The 26,628-nt window shown below is 31.6% G+C and carries 21 protein-coding genes; 6 read left to right on the top strand and 15 right to left on the bottom strand.

Annotated features, from left to right (window positions below; translation table 11 throughout):
• Window positions 1-140 precede the first annotated feature (140 nt).
• Window positions 141-941 (bottom strand): ABC transporter substrate-binding protein, encoded by an 801-nt coding sequence (locus EHE19_RS06040; protein WP_137698258.1) that lies wholly within the window; start codon window positions 939-941, stop codon window positions 141-143.
• Window positions 942-1,740: 799 nt separating this feature from the next.
• Here EHE19_RS06040 and EHE19_RS06035 point away from each other — a divergent pair.
• From EHE19_RS06035 to EHE19_RS06025, 3 genes are all read left to right on the top strand, one after another.
• Window positions 1,741-2,853, top strand: a complete 1,113-nt coding sequence (locus EHE19_RS06035; protein WP_244648342.1) for a L,D-transpeptidase — start codon at window positions 1,741-1,743, stop codon at window positions 2,851-2,853.
• A gap of 256 nt (window positions 2,854-3,109) precedes the next feature.
• Window positions 3,110-4,195 carry an aspartate-semialdehyde dehydrogenase gene (asd, locus tag EHE19_RS06030; protein ID WP_137698257.1) on the top strand — a complete coding sequence of 362 codons (1,086 nt, stop codon included), beginning with the start codon at window positions 3,110-3,112 and terminating at the stop codon, window positions 4,193-4,195.
• Window positions 4,196-4,631: 436 nt separating this feature from the next.
• Complete coding sequence (locus EHE19_RS06025) at window positions 4,632-7,097, top strand: cyclic nucleotide-binding domain-containing protein (RefSeq protein ID WP_137698256.1); 2,466 nt, start codon at window positions 4,632-4,634, stop codon at window positions 7,095-7,097.
• Window positions 7,098-7,325: 228 nt separating this feature from the next.
• Here EHE19_RS06025 and EHE19_RS06020 read toward each other — a convergent pair whose 3' ends face one another.
• From EHE19_RS06020 to EHE19_RS05955, 14 genes are all read right to left on the bottom strand, one after another.
• Window positions 7,326-9,092, bottom strand: coding sequence for an ABC transporter ATP-binding protein (locus tag EHE19_RS06020; protein WP_137698255.1), 1,767 nt, complete (start codon window positions 9,090-9,092; stop codon window positions 7,326-7,328).
• Window positions 9,085-10,551, bottom strand: a complete 1,467-nt coding sequence (locus tag EHE19_RS06015) for a S8 family serine peptidase (RefSeq protein WP_137698254.1) — start codon at window positions 10,549-10,551, stop codon at window positions 9,085-9,087. Before EHE19_RS06015 ends, EHE19_RS06020 begins: the two co-directional genes overlap by 8 nt.
• A gap of 18 nt (window positions 10,552-10,569) precedes the next feature.
• Window positions 10,570-10,839, bottom strand: coding sequence for a hypothetical protein (locus EHE19_RS06010; protein ID WP_137698253.1), 270 nt, complete (start codon window positions 10,837-10,839; stop codon window positions 10,570-10,572).
• 11 nt (window positions 10,840-10,850) lie between these two features.
• Window positions 10,851-11,948, bottom strand: a complete 1,098-nt coding sequence (locus tag EHE19_RS06005) for a TIGR04066 family peptide maturation system protein (RefSeq protein WP_137698252.1) — start codon at window positions 11,946-11,948, stop codon at window positions 10,851-10,853.
• Between the two features lie 17 nt (window positions 11,949-11,965).
• Window positions 11,966-13,402 carry a Cys-rich peptide radical SAM maturase CcpM gene (ccpM, locus tag EHE19_RS06000; protein WP_137698251.1) on the bottom strand — a complete coding sequence of 479 codons (1,437 nt, stop codon included), beginning with the start codon at window positions 13,400-13,402 and terminating at the stop codon, window positions 11,966-11,968.
• Between the two features lie 332 nt (window positions 13,403-13,734).
• The gene (locus EHE19_RS05995; protein ID WP_171003608.1) at window positions 13,735-13,944 is read right to left on the bottom strand and encodes a CLI_3235 family bacteriocin precursor; all 210 of its coding nucleotides are present in this window, start codon (window positions 13,942-13,944) and stop codon (window positions 13,735-13,737) included.
• 118 nt (window positions 13,945-14,062) lie between these two features.
• Window positions 14,063-14,674 carry a DUF6033 family protein gene (locus EHE19_RS05990; protein ID WP_137698249.1) on the bottom strand — a complete coding sequence of 204 codons (612 nt, stop codon included), beginning with the start codon at window positions 14,672-14,674 and terminating at the stop codon, window positions 14,063-14,065.
• Between the two features lie 358 nt (window positions 14,675-15,032).
• A complete protein-coding gene (locus EHE19_RS05985; RefSeq protein WP_137698248.1) occupies window positions 15,033-15,413 on the bottom strand; it encodes a RidA family protein in 381 nt (126 codons plus the stop codon).
• Between the two features lie 33 nt (window positions 15,414-15,446).
• Entirely contained in the window at window positions 15,447-16,739 is a 1,293-nt protein-coding gene (locus EHE19_RS05980) for a glutamate-5-semialdehyde dehydrogenase (protein ID WP_137698247.1), read from the bottom strand.
• A gap of 134 nt (window positions 16,740-16,873) precedes the next feature.
• Window positions 16,874-17,182 carry an AzlD domain-containing protein gene (locus EHE19_RS05975; RefSeq protein ID WP_137698246.1) on the bottom strand — a complete coding sequence of 103 codons (309 nt, stop codon included), beginning with the start codon at window positions 17,180-17,182 and terminating at the stop codon, window positions 16,874-16,876.
• Entirely contained in the window at window positions 17,172-17,921 is a 750-nt protein-coding gene (locus EHE19_RS05970; protein WP_137698245.1) for an AzlC family ABC transporter permease, read from the bottom strand. Before EHE19_RS05970 ends, EHE19_RS05975 begins: the two co-directional genes overlap by 11 nt.
• Before the next feature lie 544 nt (window positions 17,922-18,465).
• Window positions 18,466-19,236 (bottom strand): TIGR00266 family protein, encoded by a 771-nt coding sequence (locus tag EHE19_RS05965; RefSeq protein WP_137698244.1) that lies wholly within the window; start codon window positions 19,234-19,236, stop codon window positions 18,466-18,468.
• A gap of 452 nt (window positions 19,237-19,688) precedes the next feature.
• The gene (pdxA, locus tag EHE19_RS05960; protein WP_137698243.1) at window positions 19,689-20,708 is read right to left on the bottom strand and encodes a 4-hydroxythreonine-4-phosphate dehydrogenase PdxA; all 1,020 of its coding nucleotides are present in this window, start codon (window positions 20,706-20,708) and stop codon (window positions 19,689-19,691) included.
• Window positions 20,709-21,182: 474 nt separating this feature from the next.
• Window positions 21,183-22,877 carry a DUF262 domain-containing protein gene (locus EHE19_RS05955; protein ID WP_137698242.1) on the bottom strand — a complete coding sequence of 565 codons (1,695 nt, stop codon included), beginning with the start codon at window positions 22,875-22,877 and terminating at the stop codon, window positions 21,183-21,185.
• Between the two features lie 326 nt (window positions 22,878-23,203).
• Between EHE19_RS05955 and EHE19_RS05950 the strand changes: the two genes are divergently transcribed.
• The 3 genes from EHE19_RS05950 to EHE19_RS05940 are packed head-to-tail and all read left to right on the top strand — an operon-like array spanning window position 23,204 to window position 26,467.
• Window positions 23,204-23,587: a GntR family transcriptional regulator gene (locus EHE19_RS05950; RefSeq protein WP_137698241.1), complete on the top strand. Its 384-nt coding sequence runs from the start codon at window positions 23,204-23,206 to the stop codon at window positions 23,585-23,587.
• Window positions 23,584-24,483, top strand: coding sequence for an ABC transporter ATP-binding protein (locus tag EHE19_RS05945; RefSeq protein ID WP_137698240.1), 900 nt, complete (start codon window positions 23,584-23,586; stop codon window positions 24,481-24,483). The genes EHE19_RS05950 and EHE19_RS05945 overlap by 4 nt, the downstream gene beginning before the upstream one ends.
• Window positions 24,458-26,467, top strand: coding sequence for a DUF6449 domain-containing protein (locus EHE19_RS05940; RefSeq protein WP_190530486.1), 2,010 nt, complete (start codon window positions 24,458-24,460; stop codon window positions 26,465-26,467). The genes EHE19_RS05945 and EHE19_RS05940 overlap by 26 nt, the downstream gene beginning before the upstream one ends.
• Window positions 26,468-26,628 lie beyond the last annotated feature (161 nt).

The raw sequence follows: 26,628 nt of genomic DNA, 5'->3' as shown, positions 1-26,628 counted from the left end.
TATAATCCTCATATACCCATAGACTATCATGTGCAAATGTTGATTTAGTTATTAAACAAGCCTTAAATATGTATCTAAACCTAATTTTGACATAAATTGAGACTGCCTCAAACGAAACAGCCCCAAAAAATAAGAAAAGTCTATTTAGTCACGTTCTTTTCATTTGCTTCCTGAACAAACTTTTCGATAGCGCCTTCTTCCATAAGCCTATCTAACGATTTGTCAATGAGAGCTACCAAATCAGCATTTCCTTTCTTAACTGCAATCGCAGATCCACCTGATTCTTCTTCTACAGTAATTTCTGACAAAGCTAAATCACTATTGTTTTTAACATATCCATTAGCAACTGGAAGTTCAACAACTAGTGCATCTATCTTGTTATTCTTTAATTCCATAACTAAATCAGGTATCTTTCCTAACGAAACAAGTGTAGAATTTTCCATTTGCTTCTTTGCTATTGATTCCTGAGTTGTTCCTAGCTGTGCACCAACATTTTTGCCCTTAAGGTCTTCAATAGTTTTTATCTTGTCTTTATCCTCTGCTCTAATTAAAACTCCCTGCTTTGCTTCATAATATATCTTTGAAAAATCAACTGCTTTTCTTCTGTCCTCATCTGGATTCATTCCTGCAATAACAATATCCACATTATCGGAATTAAGTGCAGCTAAAAGGCCGTCAAAACTCATATCAACTATTTCAAGCTGTACACCAAGATCCTTTGCAATCTCATTTACTATTGAAATATCTATTCCAATAATAGTGTCTTTGCCGTCAATCATTGTGTGATACTCATAAGGTGCATAATCCGCACTTGTTCCAACTACCAGTTTTCCGCTCTTTTCTATTCTTTCCATTGTTGATGTTTTTCCGCAGCTTACTAAAGATAATCCTATTACTGCTGCCATTGAAGCGCAAAGTATCTTTTTTAATATACCGTTCATTATTATCCCCCTATCCAAAATATATATGACAATTATAATCTTCAATGCATAAAAATTCAACATTTTGCTTAAAATTAATGATATTATGCAAAATAATTTGTATTATATTGTCATATTGTAACTTATTTTATCCAACATTAAACTAAATTATTATTCAAAACCACTCTTTTTAGCGATGTATCATCTCCCTCCTAAATAAATAATATGTACAACTTTTGTTTTTAGTCAGTGTAAATATATACAGCCTCTTTGAAACTACGCTGATGCAATTAATTTTTATAATCAAAAAATTCATTTGTACGCTAATCGTTACACCTTATTTACCCATTTTTTTAATAAATAAACATATACCTTTATTAATTTTATTTATAACACCAAGTATGGAAGCAATATCAATGAAAGCTGCATTAGAAATAATTGCAAGAATTAGTTGTATAAGAAAAGCTTGCTAAATGAATATAATTTAGTATTTTTGAAAGCAGTATTTATGTTTATATTAATTCAGCAAGCTCTAATTGTTTTTGCTGAAAAAACTATACGATTTCGGTTTTAGCACACTATGAACCATGGATGGTGAATGTGTGCGACAGTAAAAAGACTGAGAGTGAATAGTGCCAATTCTTACCACATACTAATTCATTTAATTATTATGGCAACAAACCATTGATAATTCTACCGCACCAATATATTTTCATATACAAAATTTGAGTTTTAATAAATTACAGGTAATTTTTAGCACAAGTTTTACGTATTATATATTTAGCATTTCAAATAATTTTAATCAAGGATGGATAATACAATGATACACAAATATTTATGTATTGGATTTTTATCAGCCTCTCTTCTTATTCAAAGTTCAATTGCTTATAGCGTAGAGAGCAGTATTTATCAAGAAAATCAGCTTTTAAACTCAATGGAAATAGCTGTACAGGCTGATGCAAATGAACAACTCAAAATTTATGATTCCCCTCTTTCACAAGTAGAGCTTATCCTTCTTAAGGAGCAACTCAGAAAGGAGCAGGAACAGTTAATTAAGGAGCAAGAACAGCTTAAAATTGAACAAGAACAACTAAAAAAGGATCAAGAACAATTAATACTTCATCAAAAGGAACTTGAAGCAGCACAAAATGAGTTAAAAAAAGCACAGGAAAAGTTAAAAAATGACCAAAAAGAATTTAAAAAAGAACAGGAAAAGATTGATATTCAAAATAAGCAAAACAAACTAAAAACAGAAATTACCAGCAAAAACTACATAGACTATTTAAAAAAGTTAGGTTATTATAAAAATGTTTATAAAAATGATGAAGCCCTGAATATCAGAAATACGATTCTTCTCTTTCAAAGTAATCATAACATGACTGTGACTGGCACTTGGGACGAAGCAACCAAGCAAATGCTAATTAAAAGATTGGTAAGTCCAACATTTACATATCTTGATACAATAAAATCTGCTCCAACTAAAGGTAAGTGGATTGTCGTTAATAAAACAAAAAAAACGCTGACACTCTATGAAGGAACAAAGGTCCTAAAGAAGTATGCTGTTGCAGTTGGAAACCCTGCAAGTCTCACCAAAAGCGGTAAATTTATCGTAAATATGAAAATCGAAAATCCTGATTGGGGTGGCGGAGGCTTTGCTAAACCAGTAAAAAGCGGTCTACCTGAAAATCCTCTTGGTAGCCGTTGGATAGGAATTAATAGAACAGATGGCTCCTATGGAATTCATGGAACCAATTCCTTTTATTCTATCGGTAAATATATATCACACGGCTGTATAAGAATGCAGAATTATTGTGTTGAAGAACTATTCCCTCTCGTTCCTCTAAAAGCTGATGTTTGGGTTGGTACACAAGATGAATTGATAAAATGGGGTGTTACACAAAATCCCTTTGAAATCCAAAGCAGTATAAAATAGCTATTCATATAAACAATTTATATTATTAGCACAATAATCTTGCTATAGAAAATAATATCTATCTTGAATTATAACATTTGATATGATAAAATACACAATAGAAATACATTTGTCACTGAATGACGGACACTTTATTTAAAACATAGTTGCAAGTAAACATTAATATTATAGAAAACACTTGTCATTCTGGCATTTTACAGGATTAGCATTTGACAAATATAATTTTACGAAGAATAATAGAACGGAGGAAATATACATGTCTAAATTAAAGGTTGGTATTATTGGTGGTACTGGAATGGTTGGTCAAAGATTTATTGCACTTCTTGAAAATCATCCATGGTTTGAAGTGGTTTCTATAGCTGCAAGCGGTAAATCTGCTGGCAAGACTTATGCTGAGTCTATAGAAGGCAGATGGAAAATGTCAACTCCTATTCCTGAAGGAGTTAAAAACATTATAGTAAAAAATGCTACTGAACAAGTAAAAGAAATCTGCGCAGAAGTTGATTTTGTTTTTTGCGCAGTTGATATGAAAAAAGACGAAATCAAAAAGCTTGAGGAAGAATACGCAAAAAATGAAACTCCTGTAGTTTCTAATAACTCAGCTCACAGATGGACTCCTGATGTTCCTATGCTCATTCCAGAAATAAATGCTGAGCATGTAAGCGTTATTGATGCTCAGAGAAAGAGACTTGGAACAAAAAATGGCTTTATTGCTGTTAAACCCAATTGCTCTATTCAAAGCTACGTTCCATTGCTGGAGCCTTTGATGAAGTTTGGAATTAAAAATGTTGTAGCTTCAACTTACCAAGCAATTTCTGGTGCTGGTAAAAACTTTACTGATTGGCCAGAAATGTTGGATAACGTTATTCCTTATATAGGTGGAGAAGAAGAAAAAAGTGAGCAGGAACCACTTAAAATTTGGGGTACTGTTTCAAATGGTGAAATAGTTAAAGCTGCATCTCCATTAATTACAACTCAATGTATAAGAGTTCCTGTAACAGATGGTCATTTAGCTACTGTATTTGTTTCTTTTGATAAAAAACCTTCAAAAGAAGAAATATTAGAACTTTGGAAAAATTACAAAGGAGAACCTCAGACACTTGAACTTCCTAGTGCACCAAAGCAATTTATAACATATTTTGAAGAGGACAACAGACCACAGACAAAGCTTGACAGAGATATTGAAAATGGAATGGGAATTACTGCTGGAAGACTTCGTGAAGACAGCTTATATGATTATAAGTTTGTAGGTCTTTCACATAACACTGTTCGTGGTGCTGCAGGCGGTGCCGTTCTGATGGCTGAATACCTAAAAGCAAAAGGATATATTCAAGCTAAGTAATTGCTAAAATTAAATGTTCTGCTACTTCAACAAATATCTTGGGAGTAGCCCATTTATATAAGTATGTACGGAATTAACATTAAGCAAGTACTTTAAAATATCTGTATGACTCATTATATAATTAGCACAACGTCCGTTAAGTTAAATGGTGTTAATATTTTGTCATCTTCTGCCGATAAAGAAGCTAGGTGTAATAACCTAGCTTTTTTTTATTACAAGAATTTATATTATTTATATTTATCTACAATAGAAGTAGTACTCTGTTGAAGATAAATTTCATTAATCGCGTTTGTAAGCGAGGCGGGAGATATTCTCTTCGCCTATAAGCCAAAGCGATACCTGCTACTTGTAGGGGGCCTTTTCTTGCCTCGTTATATTGATTTATTATATACGTATTAATGTAGTGTTTATAATTCTGGAAAGAAGGAGAAAAAACATGGGCATAAAATTGGATTATTCAGGTCAATATTCAGGAAAGCAAGGTGAACAACTAATATGTGAAGGCGAACGCATATCATCTATTATATTAATGCTCACTGGAAAAATTGATGTTTACTTATCACCATATGAGAATCTATCAACAGAAGACAGTTCAGCTATAGCCAAGAATTGCCGACTCTTTACACTTGATCAGAATACTTTTTTAGGTGTTAATGACATTATACGTAATGGTCAAAGCTCCTTTAGTTTAAAGGCAAAAGAAGCAAGTAATTTATATTGTTTCCCAGCTACTTCTATTAAAGGGATCAAAAATATTATTGCTACTCAAAAAGATTATTCAACCTATATTGTATCTTCTTTAGCAACGCTAATAGACCTAAGCTATACTGCATATCAGAAGCTATTGCCAATATGTGAGAGCATTAATACTTTGACTCAAAACCTATGTGTATATTATTGGGCGATAAAAGATAAATATTATTTTCAGAGCGAAGACAATCTAGAAGGTATTGAAAACTACAAAAAAATTTACGATGATGCCAAAAACTCCGATTACAAATTCTTCCCTTTAGATTCCGAATCTTTGTTTTCTAAATATGATTTTCAGGCCATCCAAGAAGACGAATCTGAAATGGACATCTCAAGTATTGAGTATTTTTCAAGGCTACTGAATGTACCTCTAGAGCAGCGAAAAGGTTTCTTTAATTGCGATGATGTTATTTGTGAGTACCATATTCAAAAGGGTTCTGATTATCTTGACCTTTTGATTAACAGTACTAAAAACCTTTTATCAACATTATATAAAAACATAGACCTGCTTTATCTTTCATCCGAAAACTTAATTAGAACCTATGGTAAAATAATTGTTGCTTCAAAGGATGACAAAGAAGCTGCAATAACTGGATTAGCTATATTAAAGCAGGCTCTTGAAACACTGTCAAACAATATAGAAAAGCTACAAAATGAATTTGACTGTTTTACAAACTTAAATACGCCTGACTTACTTGGTTACTATGATATTATTAAAGAAAAAACTTCTATAAAACAATCTACTATTAGCCTTGATGATATTCAAGTGGTTGGCAATGAGTTGCCTCAAGAATTAGAAAATAGTACTGAGAAAATTTTGAAATATTGCTCTTGCTCTCAGGATATTATAGACAGCATAAATAAAAGACTTAGCCAGTTCAGGATGCTGAAGGATAAAACATCTTCCGACCCTGAAGTTAGAGAACTGCGCGCTTCTCTCTCAGCTGATTTTTTTGTTATATATGAGGATGTTTTTAAAAAGTCTCAAGAAGAACAACGCTGTCCTAGACTAATCAATATGTTCTTAAATTATGGATATATGGATGAACGCCTGCTGACCAAGGAACAAACAATAGCATTATACAGACTCTGTGATAAGGATTTATCAAGTCCAAAGTACTCTATTTATAGTACTAAAGAATGGTTAGAGAAAATATACAGGAACGAGAAGGATCCATCAATTAATGACTTTGGACAAGACTATTACGACTTATTCAGAGATATGAAAAAAAGAAAAATTGTTACAGACAAAGACAAGCCTGCTTACGATAATGATTATAATGCTAAATTATCCTTTGAAATAAATAATATGATTAAAACAAATCAAAAGGTTTGTCATGGACAAATGAGCAGCTATTTCCCTATTCTGCATAAGGATATTATAACTAGGGATTTGGAAAAAGCTGTATTAACTCCTGATAAAATAGAACGTGCTATCGAAAAAATACTAGAAGTTGATTTCTCTGTATTCTATAGAGAAATCTGGTATAAAAACGAATCTAAAGGAATTGAAAAAGAGCCGATTATGAAGGAAATTTTACCTGATATAATCCTTGTGCCAACCTTCGGTTCACGTGGTTCTATGTGGCAGGAAATAACAGGCAGAGCTAGAAATACTCCTGGAAGATTCATTTTGCCTGCGTTCACAGATGAAAATATTGATGTTCTTATGTTGAAGCTTATCGGTACTTTCCGTTGGGAGCTTTGCCGTACAATGATGGGAATTTCGTGGAATGATATAACAGAGAAATCTTTAACCTCTGAATATACTGATTATATTCAATTCTACAAAAAGAACCATGACTTAACAGAGGATGCAAAAGCTAAGATTAAGGTACAAATTCAGAAGAACAGAAATCTGATGAAGGATATTTTCACAAGTGACTATGATACTTGGATAAATTATGAGTCAAAAGGTATACTGCGACTTAATAAAATAGTCAGATCTATTATGTTCCGCTATTGTCCTTTGCCAAAGGAAATGAGAAATACACTTGCAAAGCAGCCTGCATTCGCTGACTTAGCAACACAATTGAACAACTCCTGGGCTAAAACAGCAAAATCATTAGCAGGCAAATATTCCAAAATGTTTAAAGATGAGCCAATTGATGCAGATTTAGAAGCAAATCTTAGTTACTATAGAGATATGTAATCTTTGTGTTTGAATCAAGGAAAATTCTCCTCTTTGGTTAAGAATTTAAGTATTAACTAGAGAGGAGATTTTTTATGAGTGTTTACCAAAAGATTTTATTTAGGAAATTCTTCATGTTGATAATTTGAACAAGTTTAACTGATTAATCAAATAACATACAAAATTTCCAAAGTGCTTCACACATATCGTTGTCTATTTATATACTTGCACAAGTATATAAATATAAAGTTAGTAGACTAAACTTTTACTGACATTGTAAGCATTTCTACCAGTATGTATAAATGACCTATATACCTGATTTTCTTTTATTAGCTGTTCATGCACTCCAATTGCATCTATCTTTCCATCCTTCAGCACAATACATTTGTCCATATATTTCAAAATGCTAGGTTTGTGAGAAATTACAAGTATCGTTTTTTCTCTGAGTTTTGTTTTAATAAGTTCATTAATCTGGTTTTCCGTTTCCATATCGACATTTGAAGTTGCTTCATCCAATATTATCAAATTGTTTCCAGTTGCCAATGCCCGCGCTATTAGAACTTTCTGTCTTTGTCCACCTGATAGCTGGCACCCGTCTTGTCCTACTTTGTAGCCTTCAGGGATACTACAATAAAAATCATATAAATTGCAATCTTTTAATATTTGTATAAATTTCTGCTCTTCAATTTCTTTATAAAGGCATATATTGTTTTTTATAGTATCATCAAATAAATAACTGTTCTGCGTAACTATAGAAATATTTTTCCGATACTCATTTATACAAATATTTCGTATATCTACTCCATTTATTTGAATGCTTCCTGAAATAGGCTTGTAAAATCGCATAAGAAGATTGATTATCGTAGTCTTACCTGACCCATTTAATCCTACCAAGGCCACTTTTTCTCCAGCATGTATACTAAAACTGATGCCTTTAAGAACCTCATATGTTTTGTCGTATGAAAAAGTTACATCTCTAAAAGTAATTTCTGGAGTATATTTCATTTCAGCAGTAATACACTTAGTATTTTCTGCCTCTTCTTTATATTCAGTCTCCATCTCCATATTCAAAAAATTATAGTACCTTTTTGCAGCAGGTCTTATTTCAGATAGTATAAGGCTAAGATTAAACAATGCGGACACAGGCATTATTACATACGTGCTATAAGCTATAAAAGTAAATACACTTCCCACTGAAATATTAAGATTAAAAACCATCTTCGCTCCTATAATATATAGTGCAGTGGTTAGAATTTGTAATAATATTTTGTCAAATGTATTGTTTACAGATTCCTGAATAGTAAGTCTTTTCTCTATGCCTACAATTTTTTTCTGACTGTGTTCAAATTCCTTCATCTTATGACTAAACAGACCAAATATTTTTATTTCTTTAATACCACTTAAGGTATCCCCAAACCATCTTGCAAATTCAGAGTTTTCCTGCATGTATTCATATATTATTTTGTTTCTAATTTTCGAAAGAAGCATAACTGCCCATATTTTTAGTGGAATAAAACATAATACTATAAAAGTTAATTCCCAACTAATAATAAATAGTCCTGCTATTCCCCCCAGAATATCAAATATCTGAGTTACAGCCATAAAAAAAACACTATCCGCCAGCATGGAAATATTTGATATGTCACTGTGGAGATTATTTAAAATTTCTGTATTACTTTTTTTGTTAAGTTCAGAAAGTTTAATTTTTTCAAAATGACGAAATGCTTTCTCAAAAAGAGAATATGTAATTTCCGCTTTCAACGATGCACGCATCTTTTCTTTTATATATTCAATTACTTTGTCCAGTACCACCAGAAATAAAGTTATACCACTATAGTAAATCACTACATTAAAATTGCCTTTTATAAATCCGTTATCCATTATCTCTTTGCTTATAAGTGGCAAAGCAAGTGCTATACCAGAGGATACAATCAGAAAAATTATTATCAAAAAAAACTTCTTTCCATTACTTTTTACTATGCCAAAAAGCTTTCTTTTAATATCTTTATCACTCATTTGCTGCCTCTCCAATCAGCATATTATGTATATGCCTGTAAATCGATGTTATTGCAGTTTCATCCATATCTCCATATTCTATTGCCTCTATATTTCCAATATTGTCACATAACATAACTTTATATGTATCAGTTTTTATTATGTTTACTTTAAGCTGTGCATCTGTAATAGAAGCAAATCTTTCTAAAACTTCACCTTTACCGCTAGCCCCAATAACAACAGCATCTACTTTTTTGTAATATACTTCTCCACAAAGAAACTGAAATAATTTTTTATTTAAATGTTCACACTTAATGTACTTAAATGGTATGTATTCTAAATCGTATAAAACACACTGGGCTATAACGCTTGAGGCATAGATATTATATGCTTCCTCCGCAAACAGATTTCTTAATTTCTGCAATATCCATAATTCGTCCATGTTTTTGTCTAAATTTATAATAATCAAAGGAACATCCATACAGTAATTCTTATCTTTACAATTCTCTATCTGTAAGTTTTTGTACTCACTACACCAAAAATAATCAATCATTTCTTCCTCATTTATCATATAGCCATCACCAATGTATACAATCTTTTTGTTTTCATTCTTATAGAATTCTACATCTTGATGGCTAAAAACAATGATGGTATCCACTTTATCTTTTACATGCTGATAATTACTTTCTGTAAAAGAAGTGAAATATAAGCTTGCTTTACTTTTTAGCTTTGTTTTATCAGAAATATACGCACAAGAAATCCAATCTGGATTATTACATATTTTGACTGTATCATTAAAATTTGCAGAATACTGAATTAACTTTTTCTTAATTTGATATATTGATAAAAAAGGATTGCTACTGATTATTTCAGATACCTTTGCAGTAATAAACGGTGCTTCATAGCTATTACTTCTAGGAATATCTATTTTTTGATTATTTATAGTTATTCCACAGAAAGAAACAGCCTCTATGTCAATACCTGTGTGAATGTCCGAAACGAAATTGTAGTATCTATCTGTAACTTCATTGCTACAAGATGCAACACCTATTACATTTGAAAAATAAGCGGGGTACGAAGTATATCCACTATTAGAACCCGCACTGACAATAACTATGCCCTTGTTGGTGTAATCATTAATAATAGACCTAATCAAGGCATAATCCATAAAATGCGTACTTCCAAGACTTAAACTAACAATTTTCACATTATTATCTAGACACCATTGCAAAGCTGGATAAAGCTTTTCAATTCGCCCTATGCCTTCTGACTGTAAAATTTTTATACTGCTAAGTAATATATCTGGAGCATAACTCTTTAAAACAATAGCACAAATCGTTCCGTGTGATATCGTTTCTGAGTGATTTGTGTACTGCCTAATGTTATTTTCTTCATCAACATATAAGCTATTTTCAATATTTACATAAACACCAGAAACTACTCCGTCATCCAATATTGCAATATGTATTTTATCCGCCATAACTGCTCCTGAAAAATACTAACAAGCACATGCTTGCTTTTTATAAATTATATCAATAATATTATAGTAATAATCAAATCTGGTATTGGTAATATCCTCTTCTTGAAATTCTACATTAAAAACCTTTTGCAATTCAAAAAATAAAACAATTAGATCCCTTGGCATAAGTCCAAACTCTTTATCTAATAAGCTGCATTCTTTCTGTCTATCCGGCACTTTTTTCATATCAATAAGAAATTTTTCTTTGAATATCTTATTTAATGAGTCTTCAATCTTTTTCCTGTCCATTTCTATTCTCCTTACATTACGCTGAATTCACCATACATAGCTAATTTTTTAACCACATGATTAAAAAGCTTATCATCATTCAAATTACGAACATTATATATTGGGTACCTGTCATTAATCTTCTCAGTGCCTTTTGTATATGTAAACACAAGATTTTCCTGATCCAAGGAATTTGATATAGGAGTATAATTTGAAATAAAAAAAGCATCCAGCTCAATATTTAACCTATACTTACAAACTTTGCTCATCTCATCAAAAAAGTCATTGCTGTATTCCCCATTAAACATTGATAATATTGAAAAATCAGATTGAATTGCGCTGCATATTTCATAAGCTGGTATTCCAAACCCCAGATGATGTTTTCGATTCAGCGGAATAATAGCGTCTGGCACACCTATAATAATCAGATCTGGCTTTTCTTTTTTCTCAATTTCTTTGATGAAAGAGTTAAATTTTAAAATCTTTTCAACTTCAGAATAATTTTTTTCAAAAAGAAAATCAGGTATAGAATGAAATCCTAGAATCTCACATGCTTGTTTTGTTCCTATTTGACTGACTTTATATCCATTTTTTAAAAAATGGCTTCTTAGATAAAGCTGAATATCAAATTTCTGTGTCATTCCGCATATACCTAACACAGTAATAACAGGTGTTTCGAATTTTCGCAATGTAAATGAACTCACAATAGTTCTTTCATCTACTAGTTTATATAAATCTATATAATCCCTTGGCATAGTCACTTTTAAATTATATTTTTTGCATAACTCATTTATATTCTGTTCAAATTCTTTGTCTCCGTTAGGTGTATATATTATCTGCTTAGCATACTGTCCTATAGTATTTATAGTTGTCTTAATTTCTTCATCATTAAGCTTGTTCAAAGATTCAGTAAGCCAAACAGCATCTATATCCATTAAATCTTCTTTAGTCATATGATCCTGTATTATAATACCTGAATCAATTTCATTATTAAAGAAGCATCCATCCTTACCCGTAAGCCCAAAGCCACTCGGTGAAACTAGATACTTGATAATAATATCTTTTAACAAATGTCTGTTTTTAAATATCGGCAAAAATTCAAAATCATATGGGAAAACCATTACCTTCATATTTTCTATACCTTCCTCTAATCTAGTTTTTCAAAATTACATCCATATTTTCTTAGAGTAATATAATTTTTTATTTTTTGTTCCTGAGAATTTCTCATACTGTTGCATATAGATAGTCTTCTTGTTTTAGAAAGTTCTCCTTCTTCCTCAGCCAATGATACACATTGCTCACATAGTTTAAATGCCCAACAATTCCTGCATTGTTCAGCTGTAATGCTACTTACATTTAATATATTTTTAGCTTTTTGAATATCAAAACCATTATCTATATCTCCTATACATAGCACATCTGAACTTTCGTTGAGCCTTTCGCACGGATACAATTTGCCATCTACATTAACCAAAAGTCTGTGTATTCCCGGAAGACATTGCCCTCCAGGAGAAGAATGTTTTTGCTTTTGCCCTTTGACAATAAACCGTTCATACATATCATGTTTTAGAGAAGTAACTACAGAATTTAGAAGCTTAGGTTTATATATGCGAAATATATCTGTGCAGTAATATAGAAATACTTTGAATATTTCATATTGAGAGTCTACATAATATTGGTCGTTTACAATGTATCTATCTGTGCGGTTTGCATCATCAATATAGTTTCCAGTAACCTGCAATTCCTTTATTTCATCGTAAGTCATAAAAAAGTCATTTGCACAAGCGAAATCTTGATTTAAGTCAATTACTGCGTTAAATGAAATTTTTGAATAAAATTTTTCATCTATGCTTCTAATTTTATTCAAATTCTGCATAATTATTTCAAAAGTACCTTTATGTTCATCTGCAAAGATTCTGTTTTTATTCTGAATATCCTTTGGTCCATCCAGACTTATTACCAGATTAAAGTTATTTTCTGAGAAAAACAAAATCATTTCTTCAGTAAGCAATGTTGCATTTGTAGTTAATGTATATATTACGTCCTTACCATTGAATAATTCTTTTATATAAGCAACAGATTTTTTTATAAGTTTAAACTCCAGCAACGGCTCTCCGCCATAAAATCCTACTGATATTTCTCTGCTATTGCTAGAATGCTTATGGAAAAAATCCAACGCTTTTTTTGCTGTTTCCCAAGACATTCTTTTATTATTATGTACTCTATTGTGATAGCTTCCAGAATAAACACAGTAGTTACAGCGCAAATTACAATTTTGTGTTACCTGAAGCGTAATAGTACTTAGATTGTTTTCGTACATATTTTCAAGTATATTTGCTTCAGTATGTTGGATTTTTAATTCTTCGCTTTTCTGAGATAATAATCCCTGAGAAATAAGAAACTCTATCCCTTCCCTAACTTTTTCGGGCACCTCTGCATAATCATCTGTATTTTGTGAAACTATTGCTTTTAAATATCCATACGTCTCAAAAGGAATGGATACAATTGCATTAGTATTAACATCATAAAAATAATATTCACCGTATAATTCCATCAAGTGAATATGAGGAATATAGCTAAGCATACTAAAATACTCCTTGTACAATTTATAATTACATTCAGTTTTCATTTTAAATTAGTCACTTTAATAAAAAAAAAGATTACCTCAGAGATTGAAAACTCAAAGTATAAAGAAATTATTATAGCCTGCCTCTCCTTAAACTCAAAGTACTTGCTTCAAGAGAAATTCGTAATTCTTCTTCAACATAGAAATCTTTGTCCAAAATCATAGCACTATATTCCAACACTTATAGTGTGAAATTAGTGGTTATAGATATTGATAAAGGCGAAAGGCAGGCAGCTTTATAATATGTATATGTTTAAATTTAAGTCATTAATGACTAGAAGCTTATCTGCTTATCCAAGCAATGCTGGTACTGTAAATGATTTTGTATCGTTTGTGGTTGTATTTGCAAATTTCAATGCATATGATCCTGTGGCAGTTGGTGTTTTTGTATTGCAGTTATTACATGCACTGCAATAGCAGAAACAATTACAGTTACAAGCATATGCCATAAATGTTCCATTCTCAAAATTATTTTTCTTACCCAATTTGATATTAGCCATATCAAGCACCTCCTTTCTTATCATGCCTTTGTTTAAGAGTTAGTTCTCTCCTAATAAATGTATAATTTAGATTTCTCGCATAAAATGAACCCGGACTCCATATTAAAGAGAAACTAAACTATTCTTGTTTAAAAAATTTATAGCTATTGGGCACATATAATTGTGATGAATTGTATTGTTGCAATGCTTTTTGTTCTTGGATTTTTTCTTCAAGATTTTTTCTTATTGCTTTTTGCAATTCTTCGTCCGCTTTCCGCTTCTGATTCAATCTATAACTTTTAGTAGCTTCAGTCTTATCTTTTTTTCTATTATCTGAAGTTCCTTCGCTTTTTCTTGTAGTAAAGCAATATCCTGAAACTCCTCCGTTTGCATCAATTATAGTTCCACTTGATACAACGTTCATCCCAGCACTGCTACACTTTGCCCTAAAAATTTGTTCTTCTCTCGGAATGTCTTTGATAATTTGTTCAATTTTCGATGCAACTTCAGGATCTCTTGACATCTTTCCCAGAATTACAGGAGAAATCATAATATTACATTGACCTTTAGGACCAAACATCGTTCCTTGGCGATATGTTCCTTCTATTAAGTTAACATCAGGAAATTTTTTTGAGAGTTGGTTTAAATATTGTTCTTTTGAAACAACATTAACTGACTTGTCACCACAATTTTCAACTGTTCCAGTAAATGAACTACACTCCTTGTATGTATTATTTATTTGCATTGTCATAAAAATATTCCTCCTTACATCGATTTACAACACTCCAATTTGTTATTTTTTAGAATTTTTGTACATAATTACTTATGATTCTATTATATCTTTTTACTGTAAATTGTCAATTAATTTTATTTTTTAATGGAATTAATGCAAATAATTTATAATAATCATCTGATAAACACTTATATACAATGCTAGTTCTTCACCGCATTTATTTCAGCGTCAATTTCGTGAGCCAGTCATATATATTGCACAAGAGTACTATTTTAGCAATATTCCCTAATAAAAAATACCTCTAATACTGAATTTCACGCTTCAGTAAATTAGAGGCATTTTTTATTCGATTTACTTTTCAGAGTTTAAAGCAAAATTATACTACAGCAACACATTCAATCTCAATTAATACATCCTTTGGCAGTCTTGCTACCTCGACACATGATCTCGCTGGAAAATTCTTTGTAAAATATTTTTTATACACTTCATTTATTACAGCAAAATCACCCATATCTTTAATAAAAACTGTAGTTTTAACTACATTGTCAAGGCTCGCACCTGCACCAATTAAAACCTCTTTTAAATTCTGAAGTGCCTGTTCTGCTTGTTCTGCCACACCACCTGACACCACTTCTCCTGTTTTAGGATTTATAGGTATAGCACCAGAAGTGTAAATAGTATTGCCCACCTTTACAGCTTGTGAGTATGGACCTATCGCAGCAGGCGCTTTGTCAGTTGAAATTATCTCAATATTCATAACCTTATTTCTCCTTATTAATTATTCACTTTCTTATTCTATACTTTTATTAATTTTTATATGCTTAAAGCTTTTTTTCTTTGTAGCATAATCATCAACAATATGTCCGTCTCCAATAAGTTTATACTTATAGCTTGTTAATCCATCAAGACCTACAGGACCTCTTGCATGGAGTTTGCTTGTACTAATACCAACCTCTGCTCCAAAGCCATACCTGTAGCCATCGCAAAATCTGGTGGAAGCATTCCAGAAAACATTGCCTGAATCAACAAGATTCATAAACTTCAGCGCATTTTCTTTATTGCTAGTAATAATAGAATCTGTATGTCCTGAACCATAAGTATTTATGTGCTTAATAGCTTCATCAACATCTGCAACAATCTTAATAGAAATAGTATAATCCAAATATTCTGTTGCCCAGTCAGCTTCACTTGCTGGTTTTGATTCTATTATCTTCTGAGTGCCTTCATCACCAAAAATCTCTACATTTTTTTTATCAAACTCTGCTTTTAAGGCAGGTAGGAATTTCTCAGCAATAGCTTCATTTACTAATAAGGTTTCTGCTGCATTGCATACTGCAACATACTGAGTTTTTGAATCAACAGCAACCTTTATAGCCATATCAAGGTCTGCTTCTTTGTCAACATAAACGTGGCATATACCATCTGCGTGTCCCATAACAGGTATTTTTGAATTATCCATTATATAACGCACAAACTCATTTGAACCTCTTGGAATAATGAGGTCAATATACTTATCCATTTTAAGCATTTCATTGACATCTTCCCTGCTCTCTAAAAGGTTAATCCATCCCTTTGGCAGTCCAGCAGCTACTGAAGCCTCCTCAATAATATCTGCTAATACCCTGTTTGTCTCTTTAGCTTCTCTTCCACCTTTCAATAGGACACTATTTCCGCTCTTCAGGCACAATGTAGATATTTGTACAAGTGCATCAGGCCTTGATTCAAAAATAATTCCAATAATTCCGATTGGACATGTAACCTTGTAAAGTTCAAGTCCATCATCTAGCATTGTTGAGAGCATTGTCTTTCCAACTGGGTCAACAAGTCCTATTAAGCTTTTGATTCCTTCAACTACATCATTAATTTTCTTCTCATCAAATTTGAGTCTTTTTAATAGTGGAGAAGCAAGCTTTTCTTCCTCACTTCTTTTTAAATCAGCATTATTAGCTTCTATTATTTTGTCCTTATTTTCCAGCAATGCTAAAGCAATTCTTGCTAATGCATTATTCTTTGTTTCTGTATCCAATGCTGCCATTCTAATAGCTGCATCACTGGCATTTATGCACATTTGCTTTATATCCATTTTTAATCCTCCCACACCCGCTTAAGGCACATAATAATGGTAAAAATTTTTTAACTTTTAATAATCTAGTCATACTTATCTATTTTTATGTCATTTCTCCAATCTTATTGATTATTATAATATAATTACAGAATTTATCCAACAAGCAATTCACATACGTAAACTGCAATTATTGCACAAACAGCAACCTGTAACAGACCCCTTTCAAAATACGCCAAGATGACAGCCACAGCAAAACCTATAATTGCAGATGTTAAATGACCTGTTGAAAACAATATATCAGGAAAAATCATTGCACCCAAAACTGCATAAGGCACATAGCTCAAAAATGCAGTTAGAAAACGCGACTGTATTTTATTTTTGAAAATAGCCATAGGCAATACTCTTGGAAGGTATGTTACAATAGCCATTAAAAGCACTGCTATTATTGTTTTAGCGGTCATCTTCTACATCCTCCATCGGAAAAATTTTCGCTCCTAAAGTACATGCAATCACTGTAGCAATAATTATTCTCCAACCACTAGATATAAAAGAGAATATTGGTACCCACTTAATAAGAGAACTTATACAAATTGCACAAGCAGTAACTAAAAGAGCAGCTTTTGATTTTTTAGCCGCTGGTATAACTAACGCAATAAACATAGCATAAAGTGCAATTCCCATCGAATTCTGCAGAGTTTCAGGCAGCAAGGTACAGACAATTGCACCTGATGCAGTTCCTAACGCCCATCCCAAATAAGGCAAAATTTCAAGCCCCACCATAAAAGAAAATGTAATATCATTTTTCTGCATGGCAGCCACAGTAAAAGTTTCATCTGTTATTCCAAAAGACATAATCCATCTTTTAGCATTTGATATACCCCGAACTAATTTCTGGGAAAGAGATAGTGACATAAGCATGTATCTAATATTTATAACAAATGTGGTAACAGTTATTTCAACATATCCAGCACCAGCTATAATTAGGTTTGTACCAGCAAATTGTCCTGCCGATGTCAAGTTGGTCATTGAAATAAGTATTACAATCCATACAGGAATCCCGCCATTTACAGCCATTAGCCCAAATGTAAATGAAACTGGAAAGTATCCTAAAGCAATAGGAATACTCTTTTTTATTCCATCTATAAAATCGTACTTGCTTTGGTTTTCATCTGTCAGTATTTCTTTTTTATTTAATTCCATTTCACAATCCTCTATGTACTTGTTATATATAATTTATTCTTGTGTAAAATCAGCTTAAGCAAATTTGCATATTTATGTGCATTTTAATGTAAAATCATATTTTATATAGCCGCATTTCAGCAATGGTTCAAAGCTGACAAAGGTTATTTTATGCTGTTGAACACAACAAATAGTATTATAGCATATCCTGTAATTGCTTTAATGCAAAATATAATTTTTTTAATTAAAATAATATATCAAATTCTACAATTATCGCAAAATATTAAAAGATTCTGATATCAAGTTATGACATTCAGAATCTTTCTATTAACCTCAAGTAACCAAATTATCTAAGTTGCTCTCACGTATAAGTAATCAACAATAAATAGTTTACCTGCATACTCAGTTTAAAATAGATTAGCACAACTAGTTAATTTAACTGGCGTTGTGCTAATTTTATAATGAGTCATACAGATAGTTTTAAAGTACTCAATTACATATAATTCCGTACATACTTATCTAAATGGGCTACTTCCAAGATATTTGTTTAATTTGTAAAAGTACATTAATATTTATTGTCTCCTCCGAACAGACCTCCAAGTATTCCTCCGCCAATTCCTCCAACACCTGATTGCTGTTCACGGCGTACAGAACTTGCTGATGTCAGCCTGTCTGCAAGCCTTGCTAGTGGTAAACTCTGTAGATAAACAGTTCCTGGGCCTGTCATCTTTGCAAGGAATACTCCTTCACCACCAAACAATGCATTCTTGAAACCTCCTACAAACTGAATATCATAATCCACTGTCGGTGAAAATGCAACTAAACAGCCTGTATCAACCTTCAAAGTTTGACCTGGCATAAGATCTTTTCGAATAATGGTACCTCCTGCATGAATAAAAGCCATTCCATCACCAACTAATTTTTGAAGAATAAATCCTTCTCCTCCAAAGAAGCCTGCACCCAGTTTCCTGGTAAAAGCAACTTCAACCTCCACTCCATTTGCACAGCACAGGAAAGCATCCTTTTGACACAAAAAGCTTCCACCAACACTGGCTAAATCAATAGGGATTATCTTTCCAGGATAAGGTGCTGAAAATGCTACATGCTCTTTTTGTGTACCCGTATTGTAAAAGGTAGTGATAAAAAAGCTTTCTCCTGTAAGCATTCTTTTGAAGCCTTTAAGTGCGCCACCCTGTGTTGATGTTTGCATCACTATATTTTGGTCAGTGTACATCATTGCACCAGCTTCTGCCCTAACACCTTCCGAGGGATCCAATTCAATCTCAACAATCTGCATATCATCCCCGATTATTTTGTAATCAATTACGTCTCCCATTTTAACCTCCTACGCCAACTTATGGCAAAATATATTGAATTTTTCGCGTAAAACCTCTGCTTTTCAAAGGCACGCATTTTTATTTTTTTATTACTTAACCCTACAAATTTAAACGTACATATTTACTGCACAATATAGAAAAACTTTGTAAATATCATGTATCCGAAAAGCGCTGTAGTTACTAAAAAATGTTTATCTAGCTGATGCTTTTATTAATCCTGCAAATTTTTTAGCATTCAAAAAATAACATCTCAAAAAGCATATATATTAATAATATACGAAAGAATTTAATTACTGTCTGTATTTTTTTAACAAAATGTAGACATTGTTGCACAACAAGGAATAATATAATCAACAGTAAGTTGCTTAATGGTACTTCCCGTGCATTATAATCTATGCGGTTCAAATTGCGTTTACTGTTCTTAATTACAATAAGATACCGGACTAATATATTATTTTTTTTCTCTCTTTACCCATCTTGAATATGATTCTGAATATTTTCCAGCCAATAAAATTGCCTCAACCATGCTTACCTCACTAGCAATGCCCTTACCTGCTATATCATATGCAGTTCCATGATCTACAGATGTCCTCAAAAACGGCAGCCCAAGCGTAATAGCAATTGTTCTTTCAAAATCCAGAGTCTTAGTTGCAATGTGTCCCTGGTCATGATAGAGAGAAAGTACAGAATTATACCTTCCCATTAATGCTAAATGGAATACTGAGTCAGCTCCTACAGGGCCTTCTACTTTATACCCTTGTTCCTTGGCAGCTAATACAGCAGGTTTAATAATTTCATCATCCTCTGTTCCAAACAGGCCATTATCTCCGCTATGAGGATTAAGTCCTGCCACAGCCATCGTGCCTTCATTTACACCGAGACTTCTTAAGGCTTCAGTACACCTGTCTATGTAGTCAAGTAATCTTTCCACGCTCACCATATCACATGCTTGCTTTAGTGATACATGCCGGGTAAGAAAAAATACTCGCATTCCTCTCACTTCAAACATTGTCAGGGGATCCTTTGTATTTGTAAGTCCTGCAAGTATTTCGGTATGCCCAATAAAGTCAACATCAGCAGCCTTTAATGCAGGCTTGTTTATTGGTGTAGTTGCAATAGACGTTATTTCATCAGAAAGCGCCATTTCAACACTTGTTTTAATATATTCATAGGCAGCACGTCCATTTTGTGCCTGAACAGTGCCGTATTCAAATTGTTCAACATCAATGTTATTTAAATCAATAATGTTTATTGTATTTTTGTTATAAATTCCTTTTTTAGCAGATGTAATTATGTTCATTTTTGAATCTGCATTACATATTTGAGCAGCTTTTTTTATTATGTTAGCATCGCCAATCACAAGGGGATTACATGTCTCATATATTTTTTCGTCTTTTAATGCCTTTACAATTATTTCAGGGCCGATACCTGCCGGGTCTCCCATAGGTATTCCAATAATAGGTTTTGTCATATATTTCTCCATTCCGCAAGCTTATTTTGGGTTGTAAAATTGACTAAACTTTATTTTTTATTATATCATTGATGTTTATATTTCAGAATTGTTATTACCTTTTTCGGTACTGTATTTAAATAAAATCAAAAAAAGCATTAAGCACTAACTTAACACCTTTATTGACTAATCCTGATTCAATTCATATTATGTTGATTGTTTTCTCAGTTTTATAAAAAAATACACTTCATTAAGGATTTATTTTTAATTAATTTTTGTGTTTCATAAAATGTAATTCATTAGCTTTAACAACGATTCTATCCTTACAATAGCTTCTTTTATATAAATCATTACTCCAACATATTTCACTACTACTCTTATAAAGATCCCCTTAAACATTTTTAATTATGATAGGCCTAGGCAAGTATATATTATCTCATTATGTTATATGTATCAAAAAACAAAATATGCCTGCCTAGTATCAAACTTTTGCTATTAGCTATAATATATATCTAATATTCTATTTAATTGTTTTACTTGTCTTGATTGAATTGATGAATGATTCCATATGGAATAATCTTTAATTTCTCTTGTTATCTCAAAATCAGTAATTCCATTTGAATAATATTTTATAATTTTTTCTTTAAAATCAATATTATTAGCAGCAGAATTCTTTTTTCTGCTGAGTAGAACCAAATTACCTAATTTATGTGTAAGTTCATTTCTCGAATTAGAATCAAAGGTTCTTGTCCATTCACTATCTTCTTTTGGATTTTGAGGTAAAACGTGTTCTACACTAACAGTACCTTTATAACATTTATTTATATTACTATTTTCACACAAATATAAATCTAGCCTTAATAAAATATATTTACAAAACTTCATTTTATAAAAAAGGCTATCGTTTAATAATCTTTGTACTTCATTCTTATAATCATTCAAATCAAAAACATCATCATTAAATACTTCTTTAGCATTCTTACTCTTTTCTATGACTTGAAGTATTCTATTTGTTTCTACTATTCGTTTAGTTGTAGTTATTCCTATAATCCAATTAATGACATAGGACTTTTCAAGAATTATTAGAAAGTTGTATAAATTACTTTCTTCTGGATATTTAAGTGCAAAACTTATAAAAGCTACCATCCAATCTGAAAAAGGAATGAAATCACGCATTATTGAAATTAAATTATAAAATTTAACTTCAATATTTGTAGATATCCCAATATTGGCATTAAGAATCCGCTCTTTATAAATGTTCGCAACTTCATCTAGATACTGTATATATTCTTCTCCAGGTTCCATAATACCATTAAAAATCATTTGATTATATTCATCCACAATATTTTTTCTAGGCTTTTCTTTTATAAGTATTGTCCTTATAAACCCAATTAATTTATCTAATTCATCCCTGCCTAAGTCTTCCTCAATCTGTTCCCAAGACATTTGATATCTCTTCCTATTATTTTCTTTAACTGCAGATAAGTTTGCACTTTTCAGTAAATCACTTGTTGCTAAAGGCATACCTCTGTCATTAAGGACTGAAAAAAGTCTGAAAGCAGATGTAAAATTACCAGTTTTTACATAAACCAAAACACAATTGTTAAGAATATATTTTATCATATTACTTAACAATTTTTGATTTACAGCTCCATCGATATAGAATTTATTTCTAAACACCTCTATAGCAGTCACAATCCTTTGTTGTGGCTCTGATAAATTATTCTTTATAGTAGCCTTCTTCGTTCCTTCTTCCTCTAATACATACTTTCTAAAAAAATCTTTTTCCCTATCTCTTACATGTATTCGTACTTCTTCCTTCGTTCCCATATATTCATTTTCTTTTTGATATATTTTTTCTTGTAATGTTGCTTTAGCCTGTGTACTATTTGTTAAATCTCTCATAACTGCTAAAAGTATAGTTATTGTAGTTAGCCTTTGCTGTCCATCAACAATATCATATATTCCACTTCCATCTAGATTTATTTCATTAACCTGCAAAATAACACTACCTAAAAAATAATTATCCTCTTCACTTTCTAATGACTCCTTTATATCTTCAAACAATTGATCAAAATTGTCATTCTCCCATGAAAATTGTCTTTGATACTCAGGTACCCTAAATAAAAACTTAGAGTCAAATAAATCCTTAACTAGTATCTCTTTAGCTTCAATTTTATTATCGAGCAAAATATCATCTCCCTTTGTACCATATTTATTTTCTTTCAATATATAACATAATTATATCCATATGCTTATTTATATGTTTAATTCTTCAAAATATTTTAAATTCCTCTATAATTGTTATTATTTATTTTAATTTTGTTGATTTTCATTGCTAGTCTTTAATTTATATTTTTTGATTACTTTCTTAAAAATTTTTATTAGTGGGTGTAATAAATTAACATCTTATTTTAATAATTAAGTATATTGACATCCCCATCATTTGGCATTATACTAATACTGTACTAAGTGTACTATTACTATTAATACAGTTAAAAATTAAGGAGGTGCCTATGATTCAATTAGATTTCAAAGACTCTAACCCTTTATACGAACAGATAAAGGATAAGATTAAGGAATTGATTATCAGCGGTGCTGTCAAGCCAAATGAAAAAATTCCATCTGTACGAGAGCTTGCGCAAATGCTTACAATCAATCCCAACACAATTCAAAAAGCATACAAAGAATTGGAAGTTGAAGGCTGTATCTATTCCATAAAAGGAAAAGGCAACTTTATTGCCCCACTCGATAAAACTTCTGTAGAAACACGACGAAACGAACTATTTGCACAACTGGTCAAAACAACTGAAGAACTGATATACCTTTTAACCACTGAACAAACTGTTATTAATGTAATACATGATACTTACGCAAAAAAGGAGGCATCAAAAAAATGATAGATGTTAAATCACTAAGCAAGTCATTTGGCGATTTTAAAGCTTTAGACCAACTTGATATACATATCAAGGAAGGCTCTGTGTACGGGCTTCTCGGGCCAAATGGCTCAGGTAAAACTACACTTATAAAGCATTTAGTCGGTATATACAAAAATGAATCAGGTACCATTACCATAGATGATAAATCTGTATTTGATAACCCTGAAACAAAAGCAAAAATTGTTTATATATCTGATGACCTATTTTATTTTTCTCAATACAGTATAAAGGAAATGGCAAACTTCTACGCAAGCATGTATCCCACATGGAGCTGGGAAAGATTCAATACCTTGAAGCAGGTATTTCCTATTGATATTAAGAGAAGAGTGACAAAACTTTCAAAGGGAATGCAAAAGCAGGTTGCCTTCTGGCTAGGAATCTCTGCTAAACCAAAGGTTATGATTCTCGACGAACCTGTAGATGGCCTTGACCCTGTTATGAGAAAAAAGGTTTGGAATCTGGTTTTACAGGATGTTGCTGAATATGGCACTACTGTATTAGTTTCATCTCATAACTTACGTGAATTAGAAGATGTTTGTGATCATGTTGGAATCCTATATAAGGGTAAAATGATGGTTGAACGAGAGCTTGACAATATGAAATCTGACATTCATAAAATACAGGTAGCCTACACAGGTGATGCTCCGGCAGATATTTTTAAGGATGCCGAAATTTTACATCATACTAAAAGTGGAAGTGTGTCGCAATTCATTGTTAGAGGCAGCAAAGAAAGCATTCTTTCAAGAGTTAAATCAACTAATCCAGTAATTATGGATATTCTCCCACTTTCTCTTGAAGAAATATTTATTTACGAATTAGGGGGTAAAGGCTATGAAATTGAAAACATCCTCATTTAAAAAGGGATTAATAATAAGCGATATTAAAAGATTTTGGTGGGTTAGTGTTTTATACGCTTTAGCACTATTTTTTGTAATGCCCTTCAATCATTATATTCAGCACATAAATGATAATAATAATTCTCAATGGCTTAAGGATTCTATTGAAAGAGAACTACTTTTTAATGGAGGCTCAAGTCAAGTTTTCCTTCTTGTAGTACCAATTGCTATTGGGGCCTTAGTTTTCAGATATATGCAAAAAAATCGTCAAGTATCCCTATATCATAGCTTACCATTAACAAGAACAGCTCTATATTTTAACAGTATTTTATCTGCAATAATTTTATTTGCTGCACCAGTATTTTTAAATACAATAATAATGCTGCTGATGAATTGCTTTAGCTCACTGTCAGACATTTATTCTGTTGCACTGATATTCATCTGGTTAGGTTATACGCTTCTCTTTGGTATTATGTTTTTAGCCATGTCCGTATTTGTAGGAATGTTTACAGGCAGTTCTATTGCACAGCTGGCTTTTGTCTATATACTTAATCTGCTTCCTTTGTACTTATCAGAATTTGTAAGAGTAAATCTTCGTGGCATGCTATACGGATTTGATACTTATTCAAACAGAAATTTTTACTATGATATGCCAATGTTCAGAATGTTTAACATAGATGATTATGAATCCTCTCAGCTTGTGATAACAATTGTTTACATTGTTGTTACTATAGCATTACTTATTGGCGGACTATATGCCTTTAAAGTCAGAAGACCAGAGACTGCTGGAGATATAATTACTTTTAGACCTATTAGACCAATATTTATTTATGGCTTTGTTACATGCGCAACTCTTTTTGGTGGAGCTTACTTTTTAGGAATAGGAAATGAAAAGTTTTCATTTGCAGTTGTAGGGTATTTTATAAGTTCGCTAATTGCATATGTTGTAGTTCAAATGTTAACAAACAAATCCTTTAAGATTTTACACACCTATAAGGGATATTTAGGATTCGCACTGGCTTTAGTATTATTGATATTAGGTGTACATTTTGATGTTATAGGCTATGTTAACAAGATTCCAAATCCAGACGAAATTGAAGAAACATATATCGGATACAATATTTATTGGTTTGAACACAAGGATGATCCAGACTTTAATGAAAACAATTATGGTAATAGTGATACAACTCTTTATAAAGATATAAAAAACATTGAAAACGTTACAAAATTGCATCAATATGTCCTTGACAACAGAAATAACAATGGAAACAATCAGTACATCGCATATAAGCTGAAAAACGGCAAAAGATTAATTAGAAGATATTCAATAGATACTATCACTCATGCTTCAGTTCTTGCTCCAATTTATGAAAGTGATGAATACAAAGAAAATAGATTCCCTATACTTTATCAGGAAGCTGAAGATATAAAATATATAGAATTAAACGACCGACGCGCAGCTAAAAATCCACTTATTGTTTCAGATAAAACTCAGCTAGAAGGATTTAAAACAGCTATTAGAAAGGATATTAAAACTTTAGATTATAAGGATTTGATATCATCTCCAAATGAAATAATCACTATAACTATTATTGATACAAAGAATAAAAATATTACTTACGCACTGAGATCAGATTATACAAATACTATTGATTGGTTGAAAAAAGAAGGCCTTTATGATCAAATAATTATAAAACCAGAAGATATAGAATATATTACCCTTCAGTCAATGGATTATAAATATGATTATACATTTAATTCTTACGTAAAAGTGGAAAGTATAGAGTCATCCACTGCTATTGAAATAACTGACAAGGCACTAATCAAAGAAATTTTAGAATATCCTACTGACGAGGTATATAAAGACAGTTCTTCGTCATATTTGGTTATACTCAAGGGTAGTTTAAACCATCACTATTATGATTATGTAGTAACCTTTGGCGATAATATTTCCAAGGAATTACAAAGCTATTTGGATAAGATAAAGCCTTTAGAAGAAAAATAGTTAGCATCTAAGTATACTAACGTGATAGTTTAATAGTCAGATATTTTAGAGTTGTGAAATTAATAAAGTACCAGTTGTTATATCCTGCAAAGTAATGCGCCCCCATAAGTTAAAGTTTTAGTCCTAACTTATGGGGGGCTGTTCAAAGGATTAAACATCTG

Source organism: Ruminiclostridium herbifermentans, assembly GCF_005473905.2.
Classification (GTDB): Bacteria; Bacillota; Clostridia; order Acetivibrionales; family DSM-1351; genus Ruminiclostridium; species Ruminiclostridium herbifermentans.
Note: the sequence above shows the minus strand (reverse complement) of the source record. Positions and strands in the feature narration are given on the sequence as shown.

What these genes read in the sequence shown, in the direction of transcription:
- EHE19_RS05950 (WP_137698241.1), top strand. Translation starts at nt 23,204, where the DNA reads ATGATTCAATTAGATTTCAAAGACTCTAACCCTTTATACGAACAGATA.
- asd (WP_137698257.1), top strand. Translation starts at nt 3,110, where the DNA reads ATGTCTAAATTAAAGGTTGGTATTATTGGTGGTACTGGAATGGTTGGT.
- EHE19_RS06010 (WP_137698253.1), bottom strand. Translation starts at nt 10,839, where the DNA reads ATGGACAGGAAAAAGATTGAAGACTCATTAAATAAGATATTCAAAGAA.
- EHE19_RS06035 (WP_244648342.1), top strand. Translation starts at nt 1,741, where the DNA reads ATGATACACAAATATTTATGTATTGGATTTTTATCAGCCTCTCTTCTT.
- EHE19_RS05980 (WP_137698247.1), bottom strand. Translation starts at nt 16,739, where the DNA reads ATGGATATAAAGCAAATGTGCATAAATGCCAGTGATGCAGCTATTAGA.
- EHE19_RS06020 (WP_137698255.1), bottom strand. Translation starts at nt 9,092, where the DNA reads ATGAGTGATAAAGATATTAAAAGAAAGCTTTTTGGCATAGTAAAAAGT.
- EHE19_RS06025 (WP_137698256.1), top strand. Translation starts at nt 4,632, where the DNA reads ATGGGCATAAAATTGGATTATTCAGGTCAATATTCAGGAAAGCAAGGT.
- EHE19_RS05985 (WP_137698248.1), bottom strand. Translation starts at nt 15,413, where the DNA reads ATGAATATTGAGATAATTTCAACTGACAAAGCGCCTGCTGCGATAGGT.
- EHE19_RS05965 (WP_137698244.1), bottom strand. Translation starts at nt 19,236, where the DNA reads ATGGGAGACGTAATTGATTACAAAATAATCGGGGATGATATGCAGATT.
- ccpM (WP_137698251.1), bottom strand. Translation starts at nt 13,402, where the DNA reads ATGCTTAGCTATATTCCTCATATTCACTTGATGGAATTATACGGTGAA.
- EHE19_RS06040 (WP_137698258.1), bottom strand. Translation starts at nt 941, where the DNA reads ATGAACGGTATATTAAAAAAGATACTTTGCGCTTCAATGGCAGCAGTA.
- EHE19_RS05995 (WP_171003608.1), bottom strand. Translation starts at nt 13,944, where the DNA reads ATGGCTAATATCAAATTGGGTAAGAAAAATAATTTTGAGAATGGAACA.
- EHE19_RS06005 (WP_137698252.1), bottom strand. Translation starts at nt 11,948, where the DNA reads ATGAAGGTAATGGTTTTCCCATATGATTTTGAATTTTTGCCGATATTT.
- pdxA (WP_137698243.1), bottom strand. Translation starts at nt 20,708, where the DNA reads ATGACAAAACCTATTATTGGAATACCTATGGGAGACCCGGCAGGTATC.
- EHE19_RS06015 (WP_137698254.1), bottom strand. Translation starts at nt 10,551, where the DNA reads ATGGCGGATAAAATACATATTGCAATATTGGATGACGGAGTAGTTTCT.
- EHE19_RS05990 (WP_137698249.1), bottom strand. Translation starts at nt 14,674, where the DNA reads ATGACAATGCAAATAAATAATACATACAAGGAGTGTAGTTCATTTACT.
- EHE19_RS05970 (WP_137698245.1), bottom strand. Translation starts at nt 17,921, where the DNA reads ATGGAATTAAATAAAAAAGAAATACTGACAGATGAAAACCAAAGCAAG.
- EHE19_RS05975 (WP_137698246.1), bottom strand. Translation starts at nt 17,182, where the DNA reads ATGACCGCTAAAACAATAATAGCAGTGCTTTTAATGGCTATTGTAACA.
- EHE19_RS05945 (WP_137698240.1), top strand. Translation starts at nt 23,584, where the DNA reads ATGATAGATGTTAAATCACTAAGCAAGTCATTTGGCGATTTTAAAGCT.
- EHE19_RS05940 (WP_190530486.1), top strand. Translation starts at nt 24,458, where the DNA reads ATGAAATTGAAAACATCCTCATTTAAAAAGGGATTAATAATAAGCGAT.